This window comes from Stutzerimonas chloritidismutans (assembly GCF_038562055.1).
Lineage (GTDB): Bacteria > Pseudomonadota > Gammaproteobacteria > Pseudomonadales > Pseudomonadaceae > Stutzerimonas > Stutzerimonas chloritidismutans_A.
Genome location: NZ_JBCFXD010000006.1, coordinates 125,798 through 149,900 on the forward strand (window position 1 = coordinate 125,798; position 24,103 = coordinate 149,900).

The following is a 24,103-nucleotide window of genomic DNA, read 5'->3' on the forward strand; positions in this document are numbered from 1 at the left end:
CCTTGCGGCGCTGCGGTAGCGGGTAGCGGGAGCGCTAGCTAGTTCTTCTAATCAGGCGATTTGGTTGGATGAAGTGGCGGCGTATGGCTGCGCTTCAGAGGCCGGCTCGACTGCGGTGAATAAGACATCGCGGTCCGGGGTGAACAATGCATGGAAAACACTGATCAATCTGCTGGGCCCGGACGCGTCGCCCGGGTCGGGCGGCGCTTGGAAAAATTCCGTATAGGAATATCCGTCGGCATACACCAGGGTTCGCTGGGTTTGGTCTGCACTGTCCATAGCGACTCCAATATCACGTGGGTTAAAACGAGTAGCGGATGGTTTCGTTTGAACGGTATGGGTTGCCTGCAAGCGGCTTTGCCAGGCGGATCGGCGCGGGTATCACTAGGTCTGAATTGGAACTGCCCGCACACTGCGGGGCGTTCGGACGCATTCCGAGGTTGAACAGAGTTGCTCCGCGAGGCTTCGCACAGCCTGTTTTGCTCTGCATGGAATGGCCAGAGTCATGCAAATGCCCGTCTTTGCTTGGCAAGTCCGATCGGTGATTGGCGCTTGCCGTACCGCCGATCAACAGCGCGAGGCTTAATGCCGAAATGGTTTGAAAGTATTGTGCTGCGGTAGTTGTGTTCATCCTTGAAGCCTCGCAATGGGGAGTGAGGACTCGGTTAGGCATGCTTCATAGGAATTGCCGTCGGGTAAACCTGAGCCACATTCAGAGAGGTGATCGTTGGTAGATCCAGTAGCGCATCCTGCCCTTGGATCAACGAAACCTCTCGAACCCTAGTATCGACGAATGCTTTGATCTCCTGCCTGAATCGTTCGGTTGAAAATCGCTCCGCGCTTGTGCGGCATGTCTCAGGCTGGATCTGATGCGCGTACACCTCGAATCGCTCTACGGCGGCCATTAACGATTCAGGTGTCTGCTCGTTATAGAACACGCCCGTTGGCTCAGGATGGTCGATCCCCCGTACGGTTTCCAGCACACCTCCTTTGCCGTAGGCAATGACCGGCGTGCCGCAGGCCTGGGCTTCGATGGGTGCGATGCCAAAGTCCTCTTCTGCGGCAAATACGAAGGCACGGGCGCGCTGCATATGGTGCAGCAGCACGGCGAAGCTTTGATAACCCATGAGCGTCACGTTCGGCGTGGCGAGCTCCTTGGCCTTTTCCATTTCCGGCCCACTGCCGATCACGATGAGCTTCCTGTCCGGCATTCGGGAGAACGCCTCGACGATCATCGGGATGCGCTTGTAAGGCACCATTCGCGAGGCCGTCAGGTAGTAATCCTCTTTCGCCTCGTGGAGCGTGAACTGACGTGTGTCGACCGGTGGGTAGATCACCGTGGATTCGCGACGGTAGCTCTTGTTGATGCGCCGACCGATGAAGTGTGAGTTGGCGACGAAATCGTCAACACCACTGGCGGTTCGCTGATCCCACATGCGCATGTAGTGAAGCAGCATGCGCGCCAGTTTGGCCTTGAATCCATGATCCAGACTCGCTTCATGCAAGTATTGATGCTGCAAATCCCAGGCATAGCGGATGGGCGAGTGCACGTAGCTGATATGCAGTTGGTTGGGCCCGGTCAATACGCCCTTGGCGACGGCATGGCTGCTGGAGATCACCAGGTCGTAACCCGACATGTCCAGCTGCTCGATGGCCAGCGGCATCAACGGCAGATACTTCTGATAGTGCGTCTTCGCCTTCGGCAATTGCTGGATGAAAGTGGTGGTGGCGCGCTTGCCGCCGAGGTTGGCGCGGTCCTCATCGGAGAGGAAATCGATCACGGAATACAGGTCGGCTTCCGGCCAGACGTCCAGCAGTCCGGCAAGCACCCGCTCGGCACCGGCATAGGTCACTAGCCAGTCATGAATTATGGCGATTTTCATTGCGATGGCCTTTTCTAGGTAGGGGAGTGGCAGCCGTCACTCCTGTTGCAGTGACGGGAAGCGCAGTCGCAGACGCTGACGTGATGCTTCATTCGCCAGCAAGGCGGGGATGTCGGGACCGCTGGTTGCGGACCCGCATCCCGGCTAGTGCTTGGGCTGGCTGATCGGCAGCGGATTGATGCCTTTGACGGCGGCATCGCGCACGCCAGTGAACGCCAGGTCTATAAGTCTGGAGACCTGACGAGCCGAGGTGTTCCAGCAATATCGCGCGACGTTTGCCCTGCCTCGACGGCGCAGGTCCTGACGCAAGGTTTCGTCCCGCAGGATCCGCTGCATGCTCTGGGAGATGTCCTTTACCTTCAGGGGGTCGAAGTACAGCGCGCTGTCGCCGAGAACCTCGGGAATGGATGCGGCACGCGCGGCGATAACCGGGCAACCACAGGCCTGCGCTTCGAGCGGAGGGATGCCGAACCCTTCATATAGTGAAGGAAACACAAAGGCAGCCGCACCTTGGTAGGCCTCTACCAGCTCCTCGTCCGTCAGCCTGCCCAGCATGCGAATGCGTCGACTACCGGCCACGTCGTGGAGGCTCCCCGAGAAAACCCGGTTGGAGTCTCCGATGATGCGCAGCTCAACCTCATCGAGGCCCTCCATGCTCAGGAAGGCCGCGACCATTCGGGCGAAATTCTTGTGCGCGCTGGGCGATGACACGGCCAGGAGGTAAGGCGCTGCCTCGCGTGGACATTGTTGTGCGCAAAAGGGTTGAAAGCGTGCGTCCACGGCGTTCGGCACGACGCAAATACTGCTTGCCGGATAACCGTAATGGCCGGCTATTTCCCCTCTGGAAAATTCGCTGACGGTGATCAACGCCTTGGTTCGGCTAAGCAGAACCGGGGTCAGGTTTCGGTACATGGCTCTGAACGTCCTGGAATAGCTTTCCGGGTGCCTGATGTAGGTGATGTCGTGGTGTGTCGCAATCTGGTTGCCGTAGAACAGCGGGGCGGTGTTGCACAGGGAGACCAGAGGGGGAGAGCCATTGCGTGCCAGCCACATGGGGAGATCCAGTTGCTCCCACAAGTGCCCCCGGTGTCGGCCTATACGCTGGACCTGCAGTTGTTCGGCGCTGTCGTGCAGCCGTATGTCATCAGGCGCGACGAAGACCAGGTCGTCGCGCAAGTCTTTGAGCTGCAAACAGATCTGCTCCGCGAACCGCTGTACGCCTCGCATGTCCTGGGTCAGGAAGCGAGCATTGATCACGATCATCTTGAGTTCCTTCTGTTCAACGAGTCGAGATGGTCAGAGCCTGCCCCGTATCAGGCGAAGCCGCTTCGCCGAGGCTGACAATTTTGGGGAACCGGTCGAGTTCAATCTGCGCAGTGCAGGTACCTGTGGCGCTCGTGCACTGCCAGGCTTTAAAGGATGTCCATCCCTTATCGGGCTGTGCGGTATCAAGCAGCTTCAAGTCACCCGCCGTCTTTCCAGTAGCGGTAATGGTGGCCGGGCGTGGCCGGTCGGGCGCCCACGCGACCAGCAGTTGCTCCTGGCCATTGGAGAACTGCAGCTGGATGCTGTCCGGTGAGTTGCCGACCCGCGCTACGAACTGAAAGTTATCGATGATCGGGCTGATTGTTGCGAGTACGCGATACGCCGGTTTAAGCGAATAGTCCTGCCGGACCAGACCGAAGTTGTGCTCTCGCTCTTGCTTATCGGTCCCATCGTTGCGGAAGTCATACCACCAGTAGCCGCGCACGTTGGGTAACGTTCTGGCAAGGAAAAAGCTTCGTGCCAGATAGGCCGCCTGGAGGGTTTCATCGATTCCGCAGGCACCTTGGTGCGCAGGCCAGGCCATTTCGGTCAGGTAAAGCGGCACCGGTTTGTTGGCGGCGCTCGACAGTTCGAGGTCGACCTCGGCTAGCCATTCGATCCAGGCTTCGGGCGTGTTCTTCCCACGGCTACGGCAGTGGACGTACGGGTGCAACGAGAGGCCATCGACCGATTGCATGATTCCAGCCTCGACCAGGCGCAAGGCGAATCCAGACTCGATGCCCTTGGTGGTCACTGCACCGGCCAGTACCTTGGCGTCTGGGTCATGCTGACGGATGATGCCCGCCGCATCGGTGATCAACCGGGCGTAGTCCTGCGAGAACTGCGGATCGATCGGATCCTCTACGTCCCATTCGTTCCAGACCTCGTAGTGCTTGATGCGACCGCGAAATTGTTGAGCCGTAAAGGCCACGTAGCGATTGAACGCTGCGCGCACCGGCTCGCTGCGTGGCTTTTCTCCTGCGCCGTGAAAGCGGTTGCCGTAGCCCAGAATGAACAGGCTGTCGATTCCCAGCGCTTCGTTGCCAGCAAGGTAGGCTGGCCAATGCCGTTCCACCTTGAGCTGATCGCGCTTGCGCTCGAGGAAGGCCCAGTGCGCATCGGTGCGTACCGACTCGATGCCAGCTTGTCGTAACAACTGCACGCCCTTGCTGGTGCTGTCGCGTAGATGCAGGTCATGCGAACAGACCCCCACGATGAATGGGTCCTCTGCCGGTTGTGCCGATGCTGGCGCAGCAAGAGCCGTCACCGCAGCGGCAAGCGCCAGGCAGCGTATTGGATGTCGGTGTTTCATGGCCGGCCGTCCCTGGGTTTTCGCTTATCAAGCGCTAGTCCGTAATGCTCCGCTGCTGTGGCAACAGTGCACTGACGCTCGCGCGGGCTCAGAACATGGGCAATGGCCATGCCGAGAAAAAGGGTAGCCGTGGTGACTTCCAGTACGTCGGTTGCCCAACCGATCAGGCATGTGCAGAACACGATGCCCAGCAGCGCGTCGCGAATGCGCGGGCCTCGGTCATGCAGGCGCAGCAGCAATGGAAACAGCAACAGGTACAGCAACACTCCAAATACACCGAGCATTCCCCAGAGATACAGTGCTGTGTTGTCGGCGATGCTCAACAGCTCCAGCCAGGCCAACGGGAAGGCTGCCGCGCTGCTGCCCACCGCACCGAAACCAGCGCCCCACCAACCCCAGCCCTCGTTGACGACGACATCGATGAAATTTGGCCAGCTGTGAATCAGCCGGTCATTGAACGACGCTAGCAGGCTGGCGCTATAGGCCTCGCTCTGTGGGATGTTCAACAGCAGGCTGGCGATTGGTAATCCCATGCCCACCAGCACTGCAATGAAAAATGCCGCGGCGCTGGGCAGGCGGTAACCGGCCAGAAACAACATGGCCAGGGTCAGCAGGTATGCAGCGGCGGTGGACTTGTTGGTCGTGAGGAATATCGCGCCAAAGGCCAGCGGGTACAGCAGCATCCGTAGTAACCGCGACCGCAGGAAGGCCGCCAGGAACAGGCTGTACAGGGCGATCATCACGGCCAGGTTGGTCGACATTCGGGCGAATCCGGCAAGTCGGTCGGTACTGCCGAAGGCCCAGGATTTGTTCGCGGTGAGCTCGACGTCGCCCATCATGTAGCTATAGCCCTTCCAGGGCACGCTGGTGAACATGTCCAGCGCAATTCCGAGCAATGACGCAACCAAACAAAAACCGATGACCCAGCTGAGCAGGCCGGTTCTTTGCTCCAGATAGCCGCCGCAGAACAACCCGAACAACAGCGGGATGTAGATGAACAGGCTGAAGCCAACATTGCCCAGCGTGGCACCGTGCAGCAGCGCAAACAGGCTTGAGACCAGTACTGCAAACAGCACCAGCCAAACGCCGGGTTGGCTTCGTGCCCTGGGTACTTCCAGTGCAACGGCTGCGATGCAGGCCAGCTTTGGCAGGTAGAGCAGGGCCGAAACGCCGGCAATATCGAGGTAATAACGAAGTGCGCCGGCGAAGGTTTCGCTGATCAGCAGCGAGGCCGCGATCAGCGTCAGCACCGTGGGTTTATCAATCGCCAGCGGTCTCGACCTGCGATGCGAAATGGTCAGCGAACTCGGGTTCATCGTAGGCGCTCCGGCCGTGCAGCGTGGAATACAGGATCGACTGGTACTGATCGAGCATTCGTTCCGTATCCAAAAAGGGGGCGACGCTTTCTCGCGCCTGGCTGGACAAACGATGACGCAGGCCGCTGTCCAGATAGAGCTTGAGCATGGCCCTGCCGAGGGAGTCGGGGTCGCTCGGGGTGCAGAGCAAGCCATTCAGGTTGTCCTGAATGATTTCCGGCAGGCCGCCCATGTTCGTGGCGATGATCGGCAGATGCTGAGCGCAGGCTTCAACCGCCACCAGCCCGAAGGGCTCGGCCCAGATCGACGGGATGACCAGTACGTCGATTGCCTGCATGAAGCGCTCCGAGGGTTGGTAGCCAACAAACCTCACCTTGGCAGGGTCGGCCTGCTCCTTGAGCTTGGCCTCGTAATCCAACTTGCCGCGACCGGCGATTTCCAGCGTGGCATTGATCGAGAGCGCCTGAAATTGCTCGATCAACCAGCCGACACCCTTGTTTTCAGAAAGCGTGCCGATATAGCCGAAGCGCAGCAGCCCACTATGGCGTGGCCGTGGTCTGGCGGGCAGGCCGCCGTCGGCGTCGATGCTGTTGTGCACGACATGCTGGCTGGCTCGGCCGAAATAGCCCTGGGCGGTCAGACGCTCGAGGACGAACCGACTGACGCCGATGACTGCCGCGACCTGAGCCGAGGCCGTCGCATGCGAATGGCGAAAGGCTGAACACATGCCGCACTGGCGCTCGCAGCTACGGCCCTTGCTGAACATGGTGTCTTTGGGGCAGAGCAAATAGAGATCGTGTAGCACCTGAACGATGGGCAGCCCGGCCGCGCTGATTTCGTCCCATGCGGATATCGACCAGCCTGTGAGGTTGTTGCAGACCACCACGTCGGGTCGCTCCCGCTCGATGACCTGACGCACATGCCGTCGCATGGGGCGGTTGTAGCGGTCTCGATAATGCCAACCCAGCCGCAACAGTCGACTGGGGCGGGACTGAGTGAAATGCCAGTAGAAGTTATCCAGCCCGGCGCGGTAGATCCGCACGCCGTCGAGCGCCTCATCGTAAAGCCCCGGCTCTGGTCCAGTTGCCAGGACAACGATGTCGCAGCCACGGCGCTGGAGTCCTTCGGCTAACTGTCGGACAACTATTTCCGCGCCGCCGCCAATGTGTGGCGCATACAAACTGTGTAGAAAAAGAACCTTCATGGTGCGCCCCTGCTGATCAGTCAATCCGCTCGACAGGCCAGCGACAAGGCTGACTGTGCAGGGATGCTGCAGAGGTAGCGGGTGGGCACACGAACCTTTTGTTCACGCTGAAGCAGGTTCAGCAGGATCACCGAACGCTTTTCACCGTCCGCACTGACGAAAATAGCCTCGAGATCCATGAAGCTGCCGCCATGCACCTGAACCTTTTCGCCGGGCGCGAACTGAGGCGCCTGAGGCGCGCTTGCCAGACGTTGACGCAACTGCTCGATGAGTTCGTCTCTGACGGGTGTCGGCTCGCTGCCGAATGACACGACGCGGGCGACGCCGCGCGTGGAGCGAATCGGGTACCAGTTATCCAGCTGACGATCGAGGCGGATGAACAGGTAGCCCGGAAAGAGCGCTTCGTCCGTTTTTCCGTTCCCTGTGCAAGGCTTTATGGGCTGGTAGCACTCGAAGTGCTGCCGTCGAAGATTGTCTTCGGCGCGGCTTTCCTGCCGTGGTTTGGTCTGGATCAGGTACCAGTGGGAGTTGCTGCTGAGCGAGGTCATTTGAACCGCCTTCCATAGTGAGATTTGTCGATGTCCGTTCTGTCGAGGTCATGCGCCTTGCAATGTGGCTGTCTGCTCTAAGCCCTTGACTAGAGAAAAACGTTTGAGCAGCGCCTGCGCTTCGCTTCGGCTGTTGAACATCAACACGTCGATGATCGACAGCGAAGGTACGAAGGGGTGGTTGAATTGGGGATAGCTCAAGTCATCCATCTTCAGGAATCTCAGCGTCAGCCCGTGCGCTCTGAAAAAGGCGTGGCTGTAGAGCTCCGTGCCGCCGATTGGGTTGATGTACAGCTCCGCGTTCATCTTGTGGGCGATGGTGACCACGCGTTCCTGCTTGTCCATGCGTGCCGGCAAGCCCAGTTCAGAGCCGATGCGGATCGGCGTCGCGATCTGCAGGTAGGCGCAGATCCGGCGGATGGAATTCTCGATGAAGCGCGCCAGGTTGCGCTCGGGGTGCGCCAAGATCTGACGCACCAGGGTCATCACCTCGGTTTTGTGTGGCGCACGGGAGTACACCAGCTCCAAGGTTTTCAGCATCTTTTGCGCTTCTTGCTCGAACTCGTCGCAGAGCCAGCGTTGGTTGATCGGGAAGAACTGGTTGGCTTTTCGCAGTGGAAAGGTGATGAGTTTCGGTTGCCCGGCCGCCAGTATCCTGTTGCGGTTGATCCATGAGCCCTTGACGTACTGAAGGTCGTCGCCCAGCACAAAGACATCACTGCGCGCGATCAGCTGGAAATAGCCGAGATACGGGAACAGGTAGGGCTGCATCATCGAGACGGTTCTGAGCACGGGCATATCCCTCGCGTGTGTCAGGCTTTTTGAGAATAGCTGTAGTAACCGTAGGCGCCGGTCTCGTAGGCGGAGCTCGAAGCCCTGCGTTTGACGCCGTTGAGAATGGCGCCCTTGAGCAGTACGCCGTTCTGCGCCAGGCGCCGTTTGGAGGCTTCGATCTGGCCGGCAGTGCTCAACCCATAACGGGCCACCAACAGGCAGGTGCCGGCCTGTTGCGCAACCAGAACGGCATCGGTTACCGCCAATACCGGTGGTGTATCGACGATCACGAAATCGTACTCACGCTCGGCGTCCTTGAGCAGACGAGCGAAATTCTCGTGCATCAACAGTTCCGAGGGGTTGGGCGCACTATGTCCGCTGGCAATGAAATGCAGGTTGGCTTGATCGGTCTTGCAAACCACGGCGGCGAGCTGCAAGCCGCTGGCCAGGGCGTCCGACAAACCGTTGCGCGGCGCCATGCCGAACATGCCGGCCAGATAGCCGCGCCGCATGTCGGCATCGATCAGCAGCACGCGCTGGCCAGCCTGAGCTATGACAGAAGCGAGGTTACTGGCGACGAACGATTTGCCCACCGCGGGCGTCGGGCTGGTAATCACCAGCACCTGATTGCGTGCCTCGAGCATGGCGAACTTGAGGCTGGTGCGCAGGCTGCGGAGCGATTCGATAGCCAGGTCGGCGGGATCGGCGCGACCCAGCAGCTTGCTTCTGCCGTCGTGAATCTTCCTCAACCGGTACAGGTGCTCCTGCTTCGGCGAAAAAGGCAGCGCGGCATACACCGGCGTCCCTAGATTCTCAATGGTCTCGGGGCTTTCGATGCCGCGGTAGAACACCTGCCGCAGCAGGATCACCATTGCCGACACCAGTAGCCCGATGAAGATCGCGACCAGCACCACCAGTGGCTTGATTGGTTTTGCCGGTTTCTCCACCACCGCGTAGGCGCTGTCGATGATGCGGACGTTACCGATGGTGCCTGCGCGAAGGATGTCCTGCTCCTGGGCCTTGTCCAGCAGCAGCGTGTAGGTGCGCGTGGTGACCTGCATGTCGCGATTCAAACGCAAGAGTTCCTGCTGCGTCATTGGCAGGGTGTCGATCTTGCCCATCAGCGCGGCTTTCTGGGCCTCCAACTGGCCGATCTTCTTCATCAGCGTCTGGTAGGTCGGGTGTTCCGGGGTATAGAGCTGGTTGTATTCGGTGCGCTTGAGGTTGTGTTCGGAGATCTGTGATTCCAGCGCGACGATCTGATCGAGCACGCCCTTGGTCTCGATGCTGATGTCCACCGACTGGGCGCTGGTCTGGTAGTCGTTGAGGGCGGCTTCGGCCTTTTCCAGCTCCTTGCGCACCATGGGTACCTGCGACCTCAGGAACTCCAGGCGCTGAGCCGCTTCGGCGGAGCTGCGTTCGATGTTCTGTCGAACATACAGGCGACTGATTTTGTCGAGCACCCGATTTGCTTTGTCCGAATCCGGGTCCTCCATCGTGAGATAGATGATCCCGGAGTCCTTTCCGGCTTCACCCACCTTGAGGCGCTTCTGGTAGTCCAAGGCTGTGGTCTGCGGACGGCTGCGCACAACGACGAACTCGGTGCCGGGGCGAGCCTTGAGTTCGGCGACTTGCAGACGAAATCCGTCGAGTTGAACGGCTTCGTTGACTTTGCCGGTCAGCAACAATTTCTCTTCAGCGTCATACAGGCGGTATGAGCCCGCAGTGCCGGCACGCAGCAGCAGTTTCTCGCCCAGGTAGGCGTCCGGCACGTCCAGCTGGAAGATGTCGAGTTTTTCTCCACCCCAGGCGTAGCTGTCCAGGCCCAATAGCGGTGCAGCGAGCTCTCCGTCTTCTACGGGGTCGTGCTGGCGGGCCAGGTAGCTGCCGAGCAGCGGGACGTACTTGGGCCGGGCATTGATGTAAAGCCTCAGGTCATTGACGGTATCGCCCAGTACCGCACGGGATTTGATCAGCTCTATTTCGGTGATTGCTTGAGATACCGAGTTCGGCCTGGGCACGGATTCGGGAATACCGGTAATCCCTGACTTTTTAGGCTCGATCTGGATCATCGCGGTGGCTTCGTAGATCGGCGTGGCGACGATGGCGTAGGCGACGCCGAGCAGAGCGAAGAGGGCAGTGATGGTGAAAATCAGCCGCTTGTGATCGAACGCCACGCGCAGAATGCGCGCCAGATCGATCCGGTTGTCTCCATCGTAGTCCAGCGAAGAGCGGGCCATGGCGGTCATTGCGGGTTCCTTCTTTGAGTGTTGCGCCATCGGTGCGGCAGCAGAGGTGATAGCCAGGGGTTGTTCAAACACCTGGAGTCAGCCTGCGTAAAAGATTGATGCTGATGTTCTGAAAAACCTGACCAAGTGCCTGGATCTTGCTGACGGGAGAGATCGACGCGAGCACATGAGCGAACACCTGGACCATGAAGTATTCGTACAGCGACTGGTTGCCGATGCGCTGGTAGTAACGGGCGAGGTTGTAATAGGCGTGTGTGGTCATCTGGATGCGCTGTTTGCTGCTGCGCATGGAGAAGATCCCGCCTTCGTGCACACGATAGGCCGCGGGCTTTATCTCCTCGATGAACTTGCCCTTGCCGTGCGCGCCAAGCAGTGACCACCAGCAGATGTCCAGCACTTCGACGCCGTGCAACTCCGCTGGCAACTCCTTTAAAAGGTTGCGAAAACAGACGGTTAGCGTGGAAACCGGACGCGCCTTTTGCAGCTGGAGAGCGGTTGCGTCCTTTCGATACTTGCCGGTCAGGTGAGGGGTACGGACGACGCCCAGGCTGTTGAACATGAATGCATCGTGGTAAGTCATCACGTAGTCACGATGTTTTTCGAGAAAGTCCACCTGTAGCTGGAGCTTGCGCGGGTCCGTCCAGTAGTCATCCCCCTCGCAATAGGCGATGTATCGGCCACTGGCCTGAGCAAATAGGCGAGTGCTGAACGGTACCCCCAGCCGGTATTGGTTCTCCCGCTGGTAGATCGGCTTGATGACGCTTGGGTAACGCGCGGCATATTCGCGGATGATCGCAGCGGTGTTGTCGGTCGACGCGTCGTCATGCACGATCACTTCGAATGGGAAATCTGTTTTCTGCCGCAGAAAGCCTTCCAACGTTTCCCTAATGAAATCGGCGTGGTTGTAGGTCAGGCAGACAATGCTCAAGAGAGGGTCGCGTCTGTTGCCCCAGTTCGCCATCAGCTCGTGTTCTTCGTTGGTTTGGATATCCATTCAAACGCTCGACTTGGTCATCAGTACGTAGAGCCGCATTACTACCGGCTTGGAGGTGAAGATCACTAGCGCCAGGCAGATCAACCCGCTGACGGCCAGCCCCAGAAGAATGTCGAAGCGGTTGTCACTGGCGATGGCAGCGAACACCGGTTCGCCGATCAGGAGCCCCAGGCCGGTCATGGCCGTGATACGCAACAGGTCCTGTAGCCATGGGCGATGCAGGCGGGCACCGAAGCGCTTGTGCACCATCGACGGCCAGATCAGAAAGGTCAGCATGCGCAACCCGAACCAGGCCAACGCTGCGCCGTAGACGCCATGTTCGAGGGTTGCGTAGACAACCACAGGGATGCTCAATACGGCGCTGATCAGGCTGAACCACACATGAAGACGCAGCTGCCCATAGGCGTATTGCAGATAGAACTGGAAGGCAGTGACGGCCATGATCGCGCTGCCGATCACGTACCACGGCAGTACCAGTCGGCTCCATTGCGCGGCTTCTGCATCGCCGGTCCAGGCAAAAACCAGCTCGGCAGAGTGAAACGCGATCACCCCGGCCAAGGGAAACAACAAACTGCAGACAAACCGGGTTGCGTTCAGGTAGAGCGCCTGCATGTCGGCGGTCCGGTCCTCGGCGACAAGCATCGTCATGCGCGGTAGCAGCGTCTGCACCAGCGGATTGGTCAGCGTCATGATGCCGGTCGACATCAGCGCAACCAACGAGAAATAGCCGTATTCGTTTAGCGGCAGCACGTTGGAGAGCAACACCTTGTCCAGCTGCGTGAGGACGATCCACAGCACCGAGCTGAGCGAAATGCCAGCGGCAAATGGCAGAACCGGCTTGACGACTGCCGAGTTGAAACCGGTCAGCAGCTTTGGATTGGGCATCAAGCTGTACGCCTTGACAGCGAAAATGAGGGTTTCGAGCAGCCCGACAGCCGTCTGGAAGAGAAAGAAGTCTTCCGGGTTTTGGCTGATATTGGCCACCAGAAACAATCCGCCGAAATAACGCAGCGTGGCGACGATGACATTAGCGCTGTTCAGCCACGCATGTAGCTCGAGCCCTTGCAGGCCGCTTTTATACAGGGTGGCGTAGAGCTTGAGCCCGATCATCAAGCCCATCAGGCTGATGCAGTGGACGATGGTGGCGTTGCTCAATTCCGCTGCCTGCAGCCATTGGTGTGCAATCCATCCGCTGGACAGATGAATGCTGAGAGCGGTGAGTAATGCCAGCGGCAGAAATATGATCTCGAACGAACGCAGCAATTGTCCCGGTTCGTAGCGCTGTGTCGCAGTGTCCATGCGGCCGCGGAAATGGGCGATCTGACGAACCAGTGACGGGGACAGACCGGCGTCCAGCAGCTGCAGCCAGGCTTGTAGTACCGCGAAGAATCCGATCAGACCGTAAGCTTCCGCGCCCAGATGTCCAAGGTAGAAGGGCAGGATGAGAATGCCGATGAGCAGGGCATACGCTTGCCCCGCATAGCTCAGACCGGTGTTGCGAAGCATCGATAGATTTCGATCAGACATGACGTCAGCCGTTGCGAATGAATCAGTAAATGCGCTTGCACATAGGGGCCGACAGGTTTGCCCGGTCTTCCACCAGCCAACCGGCAGTGACCTGAGGCCAGATACGTTCGGCCTGCGGTTGGCTGCGATGTGATGAGTCTTTCAACAGCGTCTCGATGACCGTGTTCTGGACATGCCGTGGCAGACCCGGATAGATCGGCAGGCACAGCACCCGACGACTCAGAGCGCGGGACTCGGGTTGAGGGATTTGCGGCTGCACGTAGCTGAGGGTGTCTAAAGAGGGGTAGAAGTAGCGCCTGGGGTTGATGCCCTTATCCATAAGTGCCGCTCGACACCGCAGAAGCTGGGTTTCATCAGTCAGGGCAATGGGGAAATAGCTGTGGTTGCGTTGCGAGTCCGCTTGCTGAAGTTGCAAGTCGAAGTGGTCACCGAGCTGGTGTTCGTAGCGGCTGGCGATTTCTTCGCGCTGCTCCAGAATCAATGCCATATCGTCGAGAATGCACAGCCCCATCGCGGCGGCAAACTCATTGAGTTTGGCGTTGATGCCGATGCCGTCGATGATGTCGGTGTCGACGATGCCGAAGTTGCAGAGCAAACGAATCCTGGCGGCCAGCGCATCATCGTCGGTGACGATGGCACCGCCTTCGATCGTGTGGAAGAGCTTGGTCGCGTGAAAACTGAGCGTGCTGATATCGCCCCAGTTGAACACCGAGTGGTTCTTGTAACGGACGCTGAATGCATGGGCGCCGTCGTAGATCACTTTCAGGCGATGCTGCTGCGCGACCTGCGCGATTGTCTCGACGTCGCACGCATTGCCGAAAACGTGGGTGGCGACAATCGCTTGAGTGTCGGCCTCTATCCTCGCTTCGATCGCCTTGGGATCAAGATTCCAGGTGGCTTTGTCGATATCCGCGAAGATCGGTCGAATGCCCTCCCACTGCAGTGAACTGGTGGTCGCGACGAAACTGAACGGGGTGGTGATTGCGCTGCCGGTGAGGTTAAGAGCCCGATAGGCAATCTGCAGCGCCAAGGTGCCGTTGTTGGTCAGAATGATGTTTCGGACACCCAGGTAATCACGCAGCCGCTCCTCCAGCTCAGTGACCAGAGGACCATGATTGGTCAGCCAGCCGGTGGCGTAGATGCTGTCGACGTAGCCCAGAAATTTGGCTTTGTTGCCAAGATATGATCGGGTGACATTGATCATCTCGATATCCCTATCTGTCGTCACGTCTGAACCAGGCGCAATGAATGTTGCGCCTGTGAGGTCACGCCGCAGGTTGCGTACCCAAGGCTGTTGCGCGTCGTGCTCGTCGCTGATTCAGCTTGAGAATCAAGCGGGTCGCGAGGCTGCCTGCATGCGGATCGCCAAAGTGAAAGATGGCCGTTGCGCGGCGATGATCAGGATCACAGGGCTCGTTTGCATGAAGCGTGCGGTAGCCCCAGAACAGATAGAGGTTGCCGGGAACGAGTTGAAGCTTTTGCGGGTGCAGAAAATTGTGCCGTATGGCTGCGCTAATCAATTTCCGACTCAACGCGTTCTGCAGCAACGCTTTTTCAAGGACATTGATCAACACGTTAGAGCGTATGCGGCGACCATTGGGGAACAACAGCAAATCACCCCGGTCAACGCCATCCTGAGGAATTTCTATCGGTAGCAGCGCTGTGACCAGGCTAGCGTCGTAGTGAAAGCAATTGGACTCACGACGACCTGAAGTCCCTTGTACACAGCGCAGAACTTTAAGTATCTCGTTGCTATAAGCCGCTTGCCCCGCGCCCGCCTGATAGACACTTTCCAGCATGTTTCGAAATTCTGGCGAAGCGCCTAGCGCGCCGAGCAGGGAACTTTCTATTTCGCTGCCACCATGATGCGCGAAATAACTTCCTTTATGTTTTTCGGCTTCTGCTCGGACGCTTTCTTTAAGAGATTTCAGTTGGTCACTTGTTAGAAAGTTGGCAATGCAGGCGCTTCCCTTATTGGATATCTCATAAGTAATTAACTGAAGAGCGGGCGCTTCCATACTGCGGAAATATGTATTCACGATGCACTCCAATTGGATAATACAATCGAATAGAGGCTTTAGAGCGTTTAAAGCGATTGATAATTTCTCGCGGACAGGGCGGTCTATTTGCGGCTCATTTTTGGCATTAAAGGCTTTGAGTCAGAACCGCTTTTTTGGCTTTTCGTTCACGAGTTTCGATCAGGCAAAGCTACCGCACCAGCCGAGGCAGCTGCCTTTGCGTTCTAAGGCATTGGTTGTAGATTGCAAGCTTCGCTCGCTTCAGGCAAAGCTACCGCACTCGGCTAGAATTCGAGATAAGCAAACAATTAGATTTTTGGCGCAGGCGGCAACATTGCTGCAACTGGAGATGCCATCCATGCGCATCAGTACAGCCCGGCTGACTAGTTAGTTCGCCGCTCGAGAAGAGCCGTCTCTTAGCTGTGTGATGTAGTTAACATTCAGAACCTGACGGCAGTCAAGAACCGAAACAAAAAAAATCGCCAGCAATGCGGCCCGTTAGCTCAATACTTTGATTGCAAAGGAACTTTTTAAAAGTTGATAGCGTTGCGCTTTGGGCGGGTTTAAGCGCGCTCCATCTTCTGAACTAAGTCGTTTGATCTACGACTATTTTATCGATGAGCAGAGAGAAGTCGGAAGTTGTTAACCTTATTACGAAATCAAAAGGCTGGTGGCGTTACATATTCGTTTGAAGTTCTTGCGGATGCAAAGCAGAGACCAAAAAAAGGCCACTCAATCGAGTGGCCTTTCTATTTGGTTGCGGGAGCCGGATTTGAACCGACGACCTTCGGGTTATGAGCCCGACGAGCTACCAGACTGCTCCATCCCGCGTCTGTGGGCGGCATTCTACAGGCTAAAGATCCCATGTCAACCTTGCACGTCGATAAAGCGTTTTATTTTCAGGCGTTTAGGCTGGTCGTCAGGTTTTGCCCAGCGAGCGCAGCGCGTAAGTTCAGGTCTTTGCGCGAATCCAAACGAAAAAGGCCACTCAGTTGAGTGGCCTTTTTCGTATTTGGTTGCGGGAGCCGGATTTGAACCGACGACCTTCGGGTTATGAGCCCGACGAGCTACCAGACTGCTCCATCCCGCGTCTGTGGGCGGCATTCTACATCTTTCGGCTAATCTGTCACGGTTTTATTCCAAACCGACCGATATTTCGTCACGTGCTAAGCGAAACATGAGCGCTGTGCGACTCGCTTGCCCGAGGCTGGTTCCGATCCAGTCGGCTATCCGCGGATGGCTTGTGATGATGACGAGCAACTCGCAGCATGCCCCAAAGCATCGCCAGGGCGGCTGCACTCCAGCCAATTACTATCAGAAGAATTACCAGTGGCGCTGTGATCATCGTTGGATTCCTTTCTAACCAGACATCAAGTGCTCTCTGGATATGGGACCGTCGAAAGGAAACAACGGTTCCGCTTGCCTTCTGTCGTTAGCCCGGATCAATGGCCGCAGCCCGTTGCCTAATGTCGAGTATCAGCTCAAGACAAAAGGAGAAACGTATGCGGAGCGATTTGCTTATTGTGCTTGGGGCCGCGTTTGCGGCAGTGGTTACGGCCCAGGCGTCAGCGGGAGATTCGATGCCTGGTTATACGTTGCTGGCCCAGAATACCGGCTCGGTCGACCGTACCCTCGGCAATGGCTCCATGGGCACTGGTGCGGGCATTGAACGACTACCCGAACAGTCTGGGGAAAAGCGCGACGATCGTGAGGTCCGCGATCAGCGGATGGAGCAGGTTTACGAGCAATCCAATCATGGCGACACTGATCCGGATATGGAGCATCGCCCGCGCCGGACGTTGGGGGACTGAGATCAGGATTGATCAGATCCATTGTTTGGACGATTAGGGCAATTGTTCACGGTTATGTTTGTGAGCCGATGATTGCTTGCATCAGCCGCTTGTGGAACGCGTGCGTTCTCGCTCGTTAGGCGCACGAGGTTAACCAGCGCCGGCCGATGAGCCGCCATCGACAAGAATGATCGGCTTGCCTGTTGCGCTAGTTTCTTAATTGCAGCGTCAAGCTTGTTTGCAGGCGGAGCAAGCCCAACAAGCTGAAGAATGCGGTCTGCTTGAGCCTCCGGGCGGCCAGTCAGGGTCGTGGTTGTTTAATGGCGCGTCACGGGTACCTATATCTGGCAGGCACAGGCTAGCGCTGGCTTTTGGCTCCGCTTCCGGACGGCCCAGCAGATAGCCTTGAACCAGATCGACGCCCATGTCTGACAGGACGTGCAGCTCTTCGCCCAGCTCGATGCCCTCAGCAATGACCTGAGCACGTGATGCTCTGGCGATCTTCATGATCGACCCGACGAATTCGCGCTTAACAACGTCCCCGTGAATACCGTCTATGAAGTAGCGGTCGATCTTGACGTAATCGGGGCGCAGCTCAGACCACATGCGCAGGCTGGAGTAGCCCGCACCGAGGTCGTCCAACGCAATTGAAAAGCCCATGTCACGATAGTGATGCAAGGCGGCACGAAGCAGTTCGAAATCGTCGGTGGGCGTTTGCTCCGTTAGTTCGATTACCACACTGTCGGCCGAGATGCCGTACTTGTGCAGCAGCTCCAGGGTGCGGCCCGGCTTGTGTGTGGCATCCAATAATGTTTCCGGCGACACGTTGAGGAACAGTTTGCCCTGTAGCTGCTGCTGGCTGTAGCGGCTACAGGCGCTCTCGCGACAAGTCATCTCCAGCTCATTGAGCCGTCCGGCATGTCGAGCGGCGGCGAGCAGATTGATAGGGGAGTGGAGCGAGGTGTTTGAAGGGCCGCGGGTAAGGGCTTCGTAGCCGAGTATGACGCGTTCGGCAAGCGATACGATCGGCTGGAACAGGCTGGTAATGCTGCTGTGAGCAAGGATGGAATCCAGCGTGCTCAACTGCTCGGTGACGGTCATGAGGGTCTCGTGGCGGCCTTAAAATGCGAAGGGCCGCACAATGGCGGCCCTTCGTATTTCACGACACTTTGATGTCACTTTGATGACGCTCGATGTCAGCGCTCGACAGACTGGTTTTTGGCCATCGCTTTATTCAGTCCCAAGTAATCCAGCAGAATTCTGCCGCTTTCCGAGAGATAGGCATCGGCCTCGGGGTTGATTTTTTTATCCTCGACGTGTGGTGTCGTCTCATCTTCTTTTTCGAGCTTGGCCAGTGGCTCCTCGCCTTTGGCCTCGCGTAAGGTGTTCTCCAAGGCCAGCTGGCGCTTCTCGATGCGCTCCTGCTGCGCCCGGCGCTTTTCCTCGTTGAGGCTAATGGTCGTCTCGTGAGTCAGCTCCTGAGTCAGTGCGAGACGGTCACGCGTGAACACAAAGTCGGGATCCTCATGGGTCCGTCCTTCGTGACGAGACTTGAGTTCAGCAAGGAACGGCTTGAAGGGATTCATATCGGGGTTGACTGCTGCGCGGATGCTGTCCCAGGGCATCGCTTCCGGCAATGCGCTTTCGCCAATTTCCTTGGTATCGACTTCGGCTGGGTAGGAAATGTCCGGAATTACGCCCTGATGCTGCGTGCTTTGTCCCGAGACCCGATAGAACTTGGCCAGTGTCAGCTTGAGTTCGCCATGATTGAGTGGCTGGACCGTTTGTACGGTGCCTTTGCCGAAGGTCTGACCGCCGACGATAAGCGCCCGGTGATAGTCCTGCATGGCGCCGGCGAAGATCTCCGAGGCCGATGCGGACAGTCGATTGACCAGCACAGCCAGCGGGCCCTTATAAAACACACCTTGCTGCTCGTCGGCGAGGACGTCGACACGGCCATCGCTGTTGCGGACCAGGACCGTAGGGCCTTGATCGATGAACAGGCCGGTCAGTTCGGTGGCTTCCTGCAGAGAGCCACCGCCGTTGTTACGCAAATCGATGACCACGCCATCGACGTTTTCCTCTTCCAGCTCCGTCAGCAGCTTTTTCACGTCGCGGGTCGTGCTCTTGTATTCCTTGTCGCCAGCACGCAGGGCTTTGAAATCAAGGTAGAACGCAGGGATTTCGATGACCCCGAGCTTGTAATCGCGGCCGTCCTGATTGAGCTTGAGCACGGATTTCTTCGCCGCCTGCTCTTCAAGCTTCACCGCTTCACGGGTGATGGCAACGACCTTGCTGCTCTGGTCGTTTGGCGCATTGCTTGCCGGGATCACCTCAAGCCGGACGACCGATCCTTTCGGGCCGCGGATCAATTTGACGACTTCGTCTAGCCGCCAGCCGATCACATCGACGATTTCCTCGTCACTTTGACCGACCCCGACAATCTTGTCGGCTGGCGCGATCTGCTTGCTCTTCTCGGCAGGCCCAGCAGGGACCAGACGCACCACCTTGACGTGTTCGTTGTCGCTCTGCAGCACGGCGCCAATCCCTTCCAGGGAGAGGCTCATGTTGATATCGAAATTCTCCGCATTGTCGGGAGAGAGGTATTGCGTGTGAGGATCGTACGATTGCGCAAAGGCATTTATGTAGGTCTGAAACACGTCTTCGCCACGGGTTTGCTCAAGGCGCGCCAACTGGTTCTTGTAGCGCTTGGTGAGCAATTCCTCGATGGCCTTGGGCTCCTTGCCGGCGATCTTCAGTCGCAGCACCTCGTCCTTCACGCGTTTGCGCCAGAGGTCATCCAGTTCCCGTTCGTTCTCCGGTCGCGCTGCATTCTCGCGATCAACCAGCAGCTCCTCGTCCAGCGTGAAGTCAAAGCTGTCGACGCCTTGCTCCAGCAGGCTCAGAGCGTACTGCAGCCTGCTCTGCAGACGCTCCAGATGCACCTTGTAAATGATGAACCCAGGCTCGAGGTTGCCATTCTTGAGGAAGTCGTCGAACTGGTTGCGCCAGGCTTCGAATTCGGCAACGTCCCCTGCAGTGAAATAGCTGCGCGAAGGGTCAAGCATCTCGATGTAGCTATCGAAGATCTTCGCCGCGCGGGCGTCGTTGAGCGGTGGTTTGTTGTAATGATGGCGCTTGAGCAGCTCGACCACGTTCAGGCTGGCAATCACCTGGTCACGGTCAGGCTGCAGATAATCCCAGGTGTGCGGGTCGGCAGGCTTGGCCAGAGTGGTACTTGCCTGAAGACCTACCAGCAAGGCTAGCAGGCCTGCGGTTAATGATCGTTTCATATGGAGAGAGCGACGCGAGGCTGAGTAATAACGCATATTAGGCCATCAAATCAGGCGCCGAGACGGAATCCGCTCGGCGGGAAAAACACAGCCCGATGGTATCTGGCGGCTGGCACGCCGCGATTCAGTTCGCACCGAGGCGGTAGGGCGATTCTCCGCACCGAGGATGCCGATCAGGCAATCCATGGTTTTGAATGGGCGTATCGCTGTGAGGCCTAGGTAGAACTTGATCAGCGGCCTGCACTGCCGGAGTCACGGTTTAGCGGGCGCAGGTATGAACCACTATGGAGGCAGCATGAAGGCATTGCAAGGCATCGAAGGACAGCTGGAGTGAGTGGAGCGCACCGTTGCGAAGTGCGGCAAGAAAGAGGTCAGGATTCAAGTAGCGGCTGCAGGCCTGAACCGTGCCGATTTGCTGCAGCGCGCGGGCACTATCCGCCGCAGCTCGGCGTGAGCGATATCTTCGGATGACCAGGCTAAGTTTCTGGCTGACATTGCAGGCGGATTCGGGCCGCTCTTGGCCAACCAGACGCTTTCTCCACGCCTGGGATGCAGTTTCCCGGCGACGTGGAGGCGCGTTTGCTGCCCTGGCGAGCATTCATATATCGGGGAAGGTTGAGTTGGTTATCGATGCCAGTCTGGTCTGAACAATCCAAGCCAGGCGCGTGCGCCTGGATTTCACGGGTCAAGGCAGCTCGGCGCTCGAATAGAACGCGCTAAGTACCTTCACCAGATGTGCCAGATCCTGGCTGCCGGCCAGCTCGCGGATCGAGTGCATGCCGAAGGTCGGCAAGCCGATATCCACGGTGCGTACACCCAGCTGGCTGGCGGTGATAGGGCCGATGGTCGAGCCGCAGCCCATGTCGCTGCGGGTTACGAAACTCTGCACTGAGACTTCATTTTCCAGACACAAGTGGCGGAAGAAGCCGGCAGTTTCGCTGCTTGTGGCGTATCGCTGGTTGCTGTTGACCTTGATCACCGGCCCGGCATTGAGTTTCGGACCGTGGTTGCCGTCATGCTTGTCGCTGTAGTTGGGATGCACGGCATGCGCGTTATCGGCCGAGATCATCAGTGAACGGTTGATGCTGCGCTGGAAGGACTCGCCTTCAGGCAATACGCGGCGCAGGACTTGTTCGAGAAACGGCCCGTCGGCACCGCACATCGAGGTGGAGCCAACCTCTTCATGATCAGTGCAGACCAGCACACAGGTTTCCTCGGGGCCAGCGCGCAGCAGTGCCTGGAGGCCGGCAAAACACGACAGCAGATTATCCAGGCGAGCACCTGCGATAAAGTCGCCGTTAAGGCCTATCACGGCAGCGCTCTGGGTATCGTAGAAGCTCAGCTCGAAATCCAGTACGACGTCAGCCACCAGACCATGCTCGCGGCTCAGTTGGTCCGCCAGCAGCGCCCTGAAATCCGGGCTGTCTTCGCTGGCGACTTGCGCCAGTATCGGCGGCAGCTCGTTCTGCGGATTGATCGCCCAGCCCTGGTTGGCATCTCGATTGAGGTGTATGGCAAGGCTGGGAATCACCGCAATAGGCAGCTTGAAATCGATCAGCTGGCTCTCGATCCGGCCGTCGCGGCTATAAGTCACGCGTCCAGCCAGGGACAAGTCACGGTCGAACCATGGCGCCAGCAACGCACCGCCATAGACTTCCACGCCGAGTTGCCAGAAGCCCTGCCGCTGCAATTCAGGTTGTGGCTTTACTCGAAGGCAGGGGCTGTCGGTGTGGGCCCCGACCAGGCGGATACCCTGTTCGATGACCGATTGGTTACCTAGCTGGAACGCAATAATCGCGGAGTCGTTACGGGTGACGTAGTAACGGCCGCCGGGTTCGGTGTCCCAGGTTTCGCGTTCTTCCAGCGCCTTGTAGCCGGCGGCCTGCAGGGCCTGGGCAAGGCTGGCAGTGGCGTGGAATGGGGTAGGGGAGGCTTTGAGGTAATCAATCAGACCCTGGTTGAGTTCTTCGCGCATGGTTGGCTCCGGACGGCAATGGCTCGGAGTTTATCGCGGAACAAGGTGCTAGCTACAGGCTGCATGCTGCAAGCAGCCGAAACCGCACCTTGTGTTTTGCTTGAAGCCTTCAGCCGCTTCATTCTAGAAAGGCGCCGGGCAGTCGAAGCGCATACGCTCGCCACTTTGAGGATGGGTCAGGGCAAGCATGCTGGCATGCAGGCAGAGCCGGTCATGTGCGTCAAGGGCTTGCTCATGCGCATACAGGCGGTCGCCTAATAGAGGATGGCCAATCGAGAGCATGTGTACACGCAACTGATGGGAGCGGCCGGTAATCGGGGTGAGCTCGACCCGGCTGTAATCACCGCAGCGCTCCAGGACTCGCCAATACGTTAGCGCATGCTTGCCCAGCTCATGGTCGACCACATGTCGCGGTTTGGTCGGCGGGTCGTAGCGCAGCGGCAGTTCGATGCTTCCACTGTCTTGTTCGGGCTCGCCCCAGCATAAGGCGGTGTACGCTTTTTCTGTCTCGCGGTCGTGGAACTGTCGCGACAGTTCGCGATGGCCGTCCGCGTCGCGGGCAAGCACGATCAGGCCTGAGGTTTCCCAGTCCAGGCGGTGGACGATCCGCGCCTCTGGATAACCATTTTCCTGCAGGCGGGTAACGAGACAATCCTTGTTGTCTTCGGCGCGGCCGGGCACCGACAGCAGCAGAGTAGGCTTGTTGATGACCAGTAACGCGGCGTCTTGGTGAACGATCTGGATGTTGCTCAGTGGCATTTTCGAATTCCGCAAACGACATCGGCGACCGAAGTCGCCGATGAATCTGTCGCTACACAAAGGTGTTTGCGACTACCCAGTCGATCAACGATCCGGCAGGGTGATGTTCAGCTCAAGGATCGAACAGCTGCCCTGATCCTCCAGGGCGACCTGAACCTGATCGCTGTCGATGTTGACGTACTTGCGGATCACCTCGACCAGTTCCTTCTGCAAAGCCGGCAGGTAGTCCGGTTGCGTCCGTTGGCCACGCTCGTGGGCGACGATGATCTGCAGGCGTTCCTTGGCGATGTTGGCGGGTGTTTCCTTCTTCTTGCGTTCACGAAAGAAGTCGAGAAGGTTCATTCGCGGCCTCCAAACAAGCGTTGCAGGAAGCCCTGCTTTTTAACGTCGAGGAAACGATGGTTCACTTCCTTGCCCAGCAGGCGATCCACGGCGTCGCTATACGCCTGGCCGGCATCGCTTTGGTCATCGAGAATCACCGGCACACCCTGGTTGGAAGCCTTCAACACGGCCTGTGATTCGGGAATGACGCCGAGCAGACGGATCGAAAGGATTTCCTCGACGTCCTCGACACCAAGCATTTCACCTTTGACTACACGCTCGGGGTTGTAGCGGGTCAACAACAGGTGTTCCTTGATCGGTTCTTCGCCGTTTTCAGCACGGCGGGACTTGCTGGCCAGTAGGCCCAGCATGCGATCCGAGTCGCGAACCGAAGAGACTTCCGGGTTGGTGACGACGATGGCTTCGTCGGCGAAGTACATCGCCAGGTGGGCGCCTTTCTCGATACCAGCCGGGGAGTCGCAGATGACGTATTCAAACGTTTTGGCCAGCTCGTCGATGACCTTGCCGACGCCTTCGAGCGTCAGGGCATCCTTGTCGCGGGTCTGGCTGGCGGCCAGGACGTAAAGGTTTTCGAGTCGCTTGTCCTTGATCAGAGCCTGAGTCAAGGTGGCATCGCCCTGAATGACATTGACGAAGTCATACACCACGCGACGCTCGCAGCCCATGATCAGGTCCAGGTTACGCAGACCGACGTCGAAGTCGACGATGACGGTCTTGTGGCCGCGCAAGGCGAGGCCGGTACCGATGGCGGCGCTGGAAGTGGTTTTACCGACGCCACCTTTGCCGGAAGTGACTACGAGGATCTTGGCCAAGG

At 58.1% G+C, this 24,103-nt stretch carries 20 protein-coding genes, 2 tRNA genes and 2 pseudogenes; 2 read left to right on the plus strand and 22 right to left on the minus strand.

Going from position 1 to position 24,103, the window contains the following annotated elements; all coding sequences use genetic code 11:
• Nucleotides 1-51: 51 nt before the first annotated feature.
• The 16 genes from AAGW23_RS11395 to AAGW23_RS11470 all read right to left on the minus strand — a co-directional run bounded on the left by AAGW23_RS11395 (nucleotide 52) and on the right by AAGW23_RS11470 (nucleotide 16,220).
• The gene (locus AAGW23_RS11395; RefSeq protein WP_342406605.1) at nucleotides 52-279 is read right to left on the minus strand and encodes a hypothetical protein; all 228 of its coding nucleotides are present in this window, start codon (nucleotides 277-279) and stop codon (nucleotides 52-54) included.
• Between the two features lie 22 nt (nucleotides 280-301).
• Nucleotides 302-631, minus strand: coding sequence for a hypothetical protein (locus AAGW23_RS11400; RefSeq protein WP_342406606.1), 330 nt, complete (start codon nucleotides 629-631; stop codon nucleotides 302-304).
• Between the two features lie 34 nt (nucleotides 632-665).
• Entirely contained in the window at nucleotides 666-1,883 is a 1,218-nt protein-coding gene (locus tag AAGW23_RS11405) for a glycosyltransferase family 4 protein (RefSeq protein ID WP_342406607.1), read from the minus strand.
• A gap of 144 nt (nucleotides 1,884-2,027) precedes the next feature.
• Complete coding sequence (locus AAGW23_RS11410) at nucleotides 2,028-3,146, minus strand: glycosyltransferase family 1 protein (RefSeq protein WP_342406608.1); 1,119 nt, start codon at nucleotides 3,144-3,146, stop codon at nucleotides 2,028-2,030.
• Nucleotides 3,147-3,162: 16 nt separating this feature from the next.
• Nucleotides 3,163-4,500, minus strand: a complete 1,338-nt coding sequence (locus AAGW23_RS11415) for a hypothetical protein (protein ID WP_342406609.1) — start codon at nucleotides 4,498-4,500, stop codon at nucleotides 3,163-3,165.
• Complete coding sequence (locus AAGW23_RS11420; protein ID WP_342406610.1) at nucleotides 4,497-5,816, minus strand: hypothetical protein; 1,320 nt, start codon at nucleotides 5,814-5,816, stop codon at nucleotides 4,497-4,499. Before AAGW23_RS11420 ends, AAGW23_RS11415 begins: the two co-directional genes overlap by 4 nt.
• Nucleotides 5,761-7,020 carry a glycosyltransferase family 4 protein gene (locus tag AAGW23_RS11425; protein ID WP_342406611.1) on the minus strand — a complete coding sequence of 420 codons (1,260 nt, stop codon included), beginning with the start codon at nucleotides 7,018-7,020 and terminating at the stop codon, nucleotides 5,761-5,763. Before AAGW23_RS11425 ends, AAGW23_RS11420 begins: the two co-directional genes overlap by 56 nt.
• Nucleotides 7,021-7,040: 20 nt before the next feature.
• Nucleotides 7,041-7,568: a transcription/translation regulatory transformer protein RfaH gene (gene rfaH, locus AAGW23_RS11430; protein WP_342406612.1), complete on the minus strand. Its 528-nt coding sequence runs from the start codon at nucleotides 7,566-7,568 to the stop codon at nucleotides 7,041-7,043.
• A gap of 48 nt (nucleotides 7,569-7,616) precedes the next feature.
• A complete protein-coding gene (locus AAGW23_RS11435; RefSeq protein ID WP_342406613.1) occupies nucleotides 7,617-8,360 on the minus strand; it encodes a WbqC family protein in 744 nt (247 codons plus the stop codon).
• Between the two features lie 20 nt (nucleotides 8,361-8,380).
• Nucleotides 8,381-10,591 carry a polysaccharide biosynthesis tyrosine autokinase gene (locus AAGW23_RS11440; protein WP_342406614.1) on the minus strand — a complete coding sequence of 737 codons (2,211 nt, stop codon included), beginning with the start codon at nucleotides 10,589-10,591 and terminating at the stop codon, nucleotides 8,381-8,383.
• 64 nt (nucleotides 10,592-10,655) lie between these two features.
• Nucleotides 10,656-11,585 (minus strand): glycosyltransferase family 2 protein, encoded by a 930-nt coding sequence (locus tag AAGW23_RS11445; protein WP_342406615.1) that lies wholly within the window; start codon nucleotides 11,583-11,585, stop codon nucleotides 10,656-10,658.
• The gene (locus tag AAGW23_RS11450) at nucleotides 11,586-13,112 is read right to left on the minus strand and encodes a polysaccharide biosynthesis protein (RefSeq protein WP_342406616.1); all 1,527 of its coding nucleotides are present in this window, start codon (nucleotides 13,110-13,112) and stop codon (nucleotides 11,586-11,588) included.
• Between the two features lie 22 nt (nucleotides 13,113-13,134).
• The gene (locus AAGW23_RS11455) at nucleotides 13,135-14,316 is read right to left on the minus strand and encodes a DegT/DnrJ/EryC1/StrS family aminotransferase (RefSeq protein ID WP_342406617.1); all 1,182 of its coding nucleotides are present in this window, start codon (nucleotides 14,314-14,316) and stop codon (nucleotides 13,135-13,137) included.
• A gap of 61 nt (nucleotides 14,317-14,377) precedes the next feature.
• Nucleotides 14,378-15,151, minus strand: a complete 774-nt coding sequence (locus tag AAGW23_RS11460; protein WP_425540826.1) for a hypothetical protein — start codon at nucleotides 15,149-15,151, stop codon at nucleotides 14,378-14,380.
• A gap of 733 nt (nucleotides 15,152-15,884) precedes the next feature.
• Nucleotides 15,885-15,961 (minus strand) — tRNA-Met (locus AAGW23_RS11465).
• 182 nt (nucleotides 15,962-16,143) lie between these two features.
• Nucleotides 16,144-16,220, minus strand: a tRNA-Met gene (locus AAGW23_RS11470).
• Nucleotides 16,221-16,710: 490 nt separating this feature from the next.
• Between AAGW23_RS11470 and AAGW23_RS11475 the strand changes: the two genes are divergently transcribed.
• Nucleotides 16,711-16,941, plus strand: a complete 231-nt coding sequence (locus AAGW23_RS11475) for a hypothetical protein (protein ID WP_342406618.1) — start codon at nucleotides 16,711-16,713, stop codon at nucleotides 16,939-16,941.
• Nucleotides 16,942-17,220: 279 nt separating this feature from the next.
• Here AAGW23_RS11475 and AAGW23_RS11480 read toward each other — a convergent pair.
• Nucleotides 17,221-18,021 (minus strand): annotated as a pseudogene (locus AAGW23_RS11480) (EAL domain-containing protein); the annotation flags it as partial.
• A gap of 95 nt (nucleotides 18,022-18,116) precedes the next feature.
• Complete coding sequence (locus tag AAGW23_RS11485; protein ID WP_342406619.1) at nucleotides 18,117-20,213, minus strand: carboxy terminal-processing peptidase; 2,097 nt, start codon at nucleotides 20,211-20,213, stop codon at nucleotides 18,117-18,119.
• 334 nt (nucleotides 20,214-20,547) lie between these two features.
• On the opposite strand from AAGW23_RS11485, the pseudogene AAGW23_RS11490 reads away from it, so the two are divergent.
• A pseudogene (locus AAGW23_RS11490) lies at nucleotides 20,548-20,681 on the plus strand (NAD(P)H-quinone oxidoreductase); the annotation flags it as partial.
• Between the two features lie 217 nt (nucleotides 20,682-20,898).
• Here AAGW23_RS11490 and AAGW23_RS11495 read toward each other — a convergent pair.
• The 4 genes from AAGW23_RS11495 to minD form a co-directional block, all read right to left on the minus strand.
• On the minus strand, nucleotides 20,899-22,188 hold the full coding sequence (locus tag AAGW23_RS11495) for a M18 family aminopeptidase (RefSeq protein WP_342406620.1): 1,290 nt from the start codon (nucleotides 22,186-22,188) through the stop codon (nucleotides 20,899-20,901).
• 123 nt (nucleotides 22,189-22,311) lie between these two features.
• Entirely contained in the window at nucleotides 22,312-22,947 is a 636-nt protein-coding gene (locus AAGW23_RS11500) for an RluA family pseudouridine synthase (RefSeq protein WP_342406621.1), read from the minus strand.
• Between the two features lie 84 nt (nucleotides 22,948-23,031).
• Nucleotides 23,032-23,289, minus strand: a complete 258-nt coding sequence (gene minE / locus AAGW23_RS11505) for a cell division topological specificity factor MinE (protein WP_019341568.1) — start codon at nucleotides 23,287-23,289, stop codon at nucleotides 23,032-23,034.
• Nucleotides 23,286-24,101: a septum site-determining protein MinD gene (gene minD, locus AAGW23_RS11510; protein WP_102834594.1), complete on the minus strand. Its 816-nt coding sequence runs from the start codon at nucleotides 24,099-24,101 to the stop codon at nucleotides 23,286-23,288. The genes minE and minD overlap by 4 nt, the downstream gene beginning before the upstream one ends.
• Nucleotides 24,102-24,103: the final 2 nt, after the last annotated feature.

Bases quoted from the DNA above. Each gene is read 5' to 3' on its own strand.
- AAGW23_RS11395 (WP_342406605.1), bottom strand. From the start codon at position 279: ATGGACAGTGCAGACCAAACCCAGCGAACCCTGGTGTATGCCGACGGA.
- AAGW23_RS11400 (WP_342406606.1), bottom strand. From the start codon at position 631: ATGAACACAACTACCGCAGCACAATACTTTCAAACCATTTCGGCATTA.
- AAGW23_RS11405 (WP_342406607.1), bottom strand. From the start codon at position 1,883: ATGAAAATCGCCATAATTCATGACTGGCTAGTGACCTATGCCGGTGCC.
- AAGW23_RS11410 (WP_342406608.1), bottom strand. From the start codon at position 3,146: ATGATCGTGATCAATGCTCGCTTCCTGACCCAGGACATGCGAGGCGTA.
- AAGW23_RS11415 (WP_342406609.1), bottom strand. From the start codon at position 4,500: ATGAAACACCGACATCCAATACGCTGCCTGGCGCTTGCCGCTGCGGTG.
- AAGW23_RS11420 (WP_342406610.1), bottom strand. From the start codon at position 5,816: ATGAACCCGAGTTCGCTGACCATTTCGCATCGCAGGTCGAGACCGCTG.
- AAGW23_RS11425 (WP_342406611.1), bottom strand. From the start codon at position 7,020: ATGAAGGTTCTTTTTCTACACAGTTTGTATGCGCCACACATTGGCGGC.
- rfaH (WP_342406612.1), bottom strand. From the start codon at position 7,568: ATGACCTCGCTCAGCAGCAACTCCCACTGGTACCTGATCCAGACCAAA.
- AAGW23_RS11440 (WP_342406614.1), bottom strand. From the start codon at position 10,591: ATGACCGCCATGGCCCGCTCTTCGCTGGACTACGATGGAGACAACCGG.
- AAGW23_RS11445 (WP_342406615.1), bottom strand. From the start codon at position 11,585: ATGGATATCCAAACCAACGAAGAACACGAGCTGATGGCGAACTGGGGC.
- AAGW23_RS11450 (WP_342406616.1), bottom strand. From the start codon at position 13,112: ATGTCTGATCGAAATCTATCGATGCTTCGCAACACCGGTCTGAGCTAT.
- AAGW23_RS11455 (WP_342406617.1), bottom strand. From the start codon at position 14,316: ATGATCAATGTCACCCGATCATATCTTGGCAACAAAGCCAAATTTCTG.
- AAGW23_RS11475 (WP_342406618.1), top strand. From the start codon at position 16,711: ATGCCTGGTTATACGTTGCTGGCCCAGAATACCGGCTCGGTCGACCGT.
- AAGW23_RS11485 (WP_342406619.1), bottom strand. From the start codon at position 20,213: ATGAAACGATCATTAACCGCAGGCCTGCTAGCCTTGCTGGTAGGTCTT.
- AAGW23_RS11495 (WP_342406620.1), bottom strand. From the start codon at position 22,188: ATGCGCGAAGAACTCAACCAGGGTCTGATTGATTACCTCAAAGCCTCC.
- AAGW23_RS11500 (WP_342406621.1), bottom strand. From the start codon at position 22,947: ATGCCACTGAGCAACATCCAGATCGTTCACCAAGACGCCGCGTTACTG.
- minE (WP_019341568.1), bottom strand. From the start codon at position 23,289: ATGAACCTTCTCGACTTCTTTCGTGAACGCAAGAAGAAGGAAACACCC.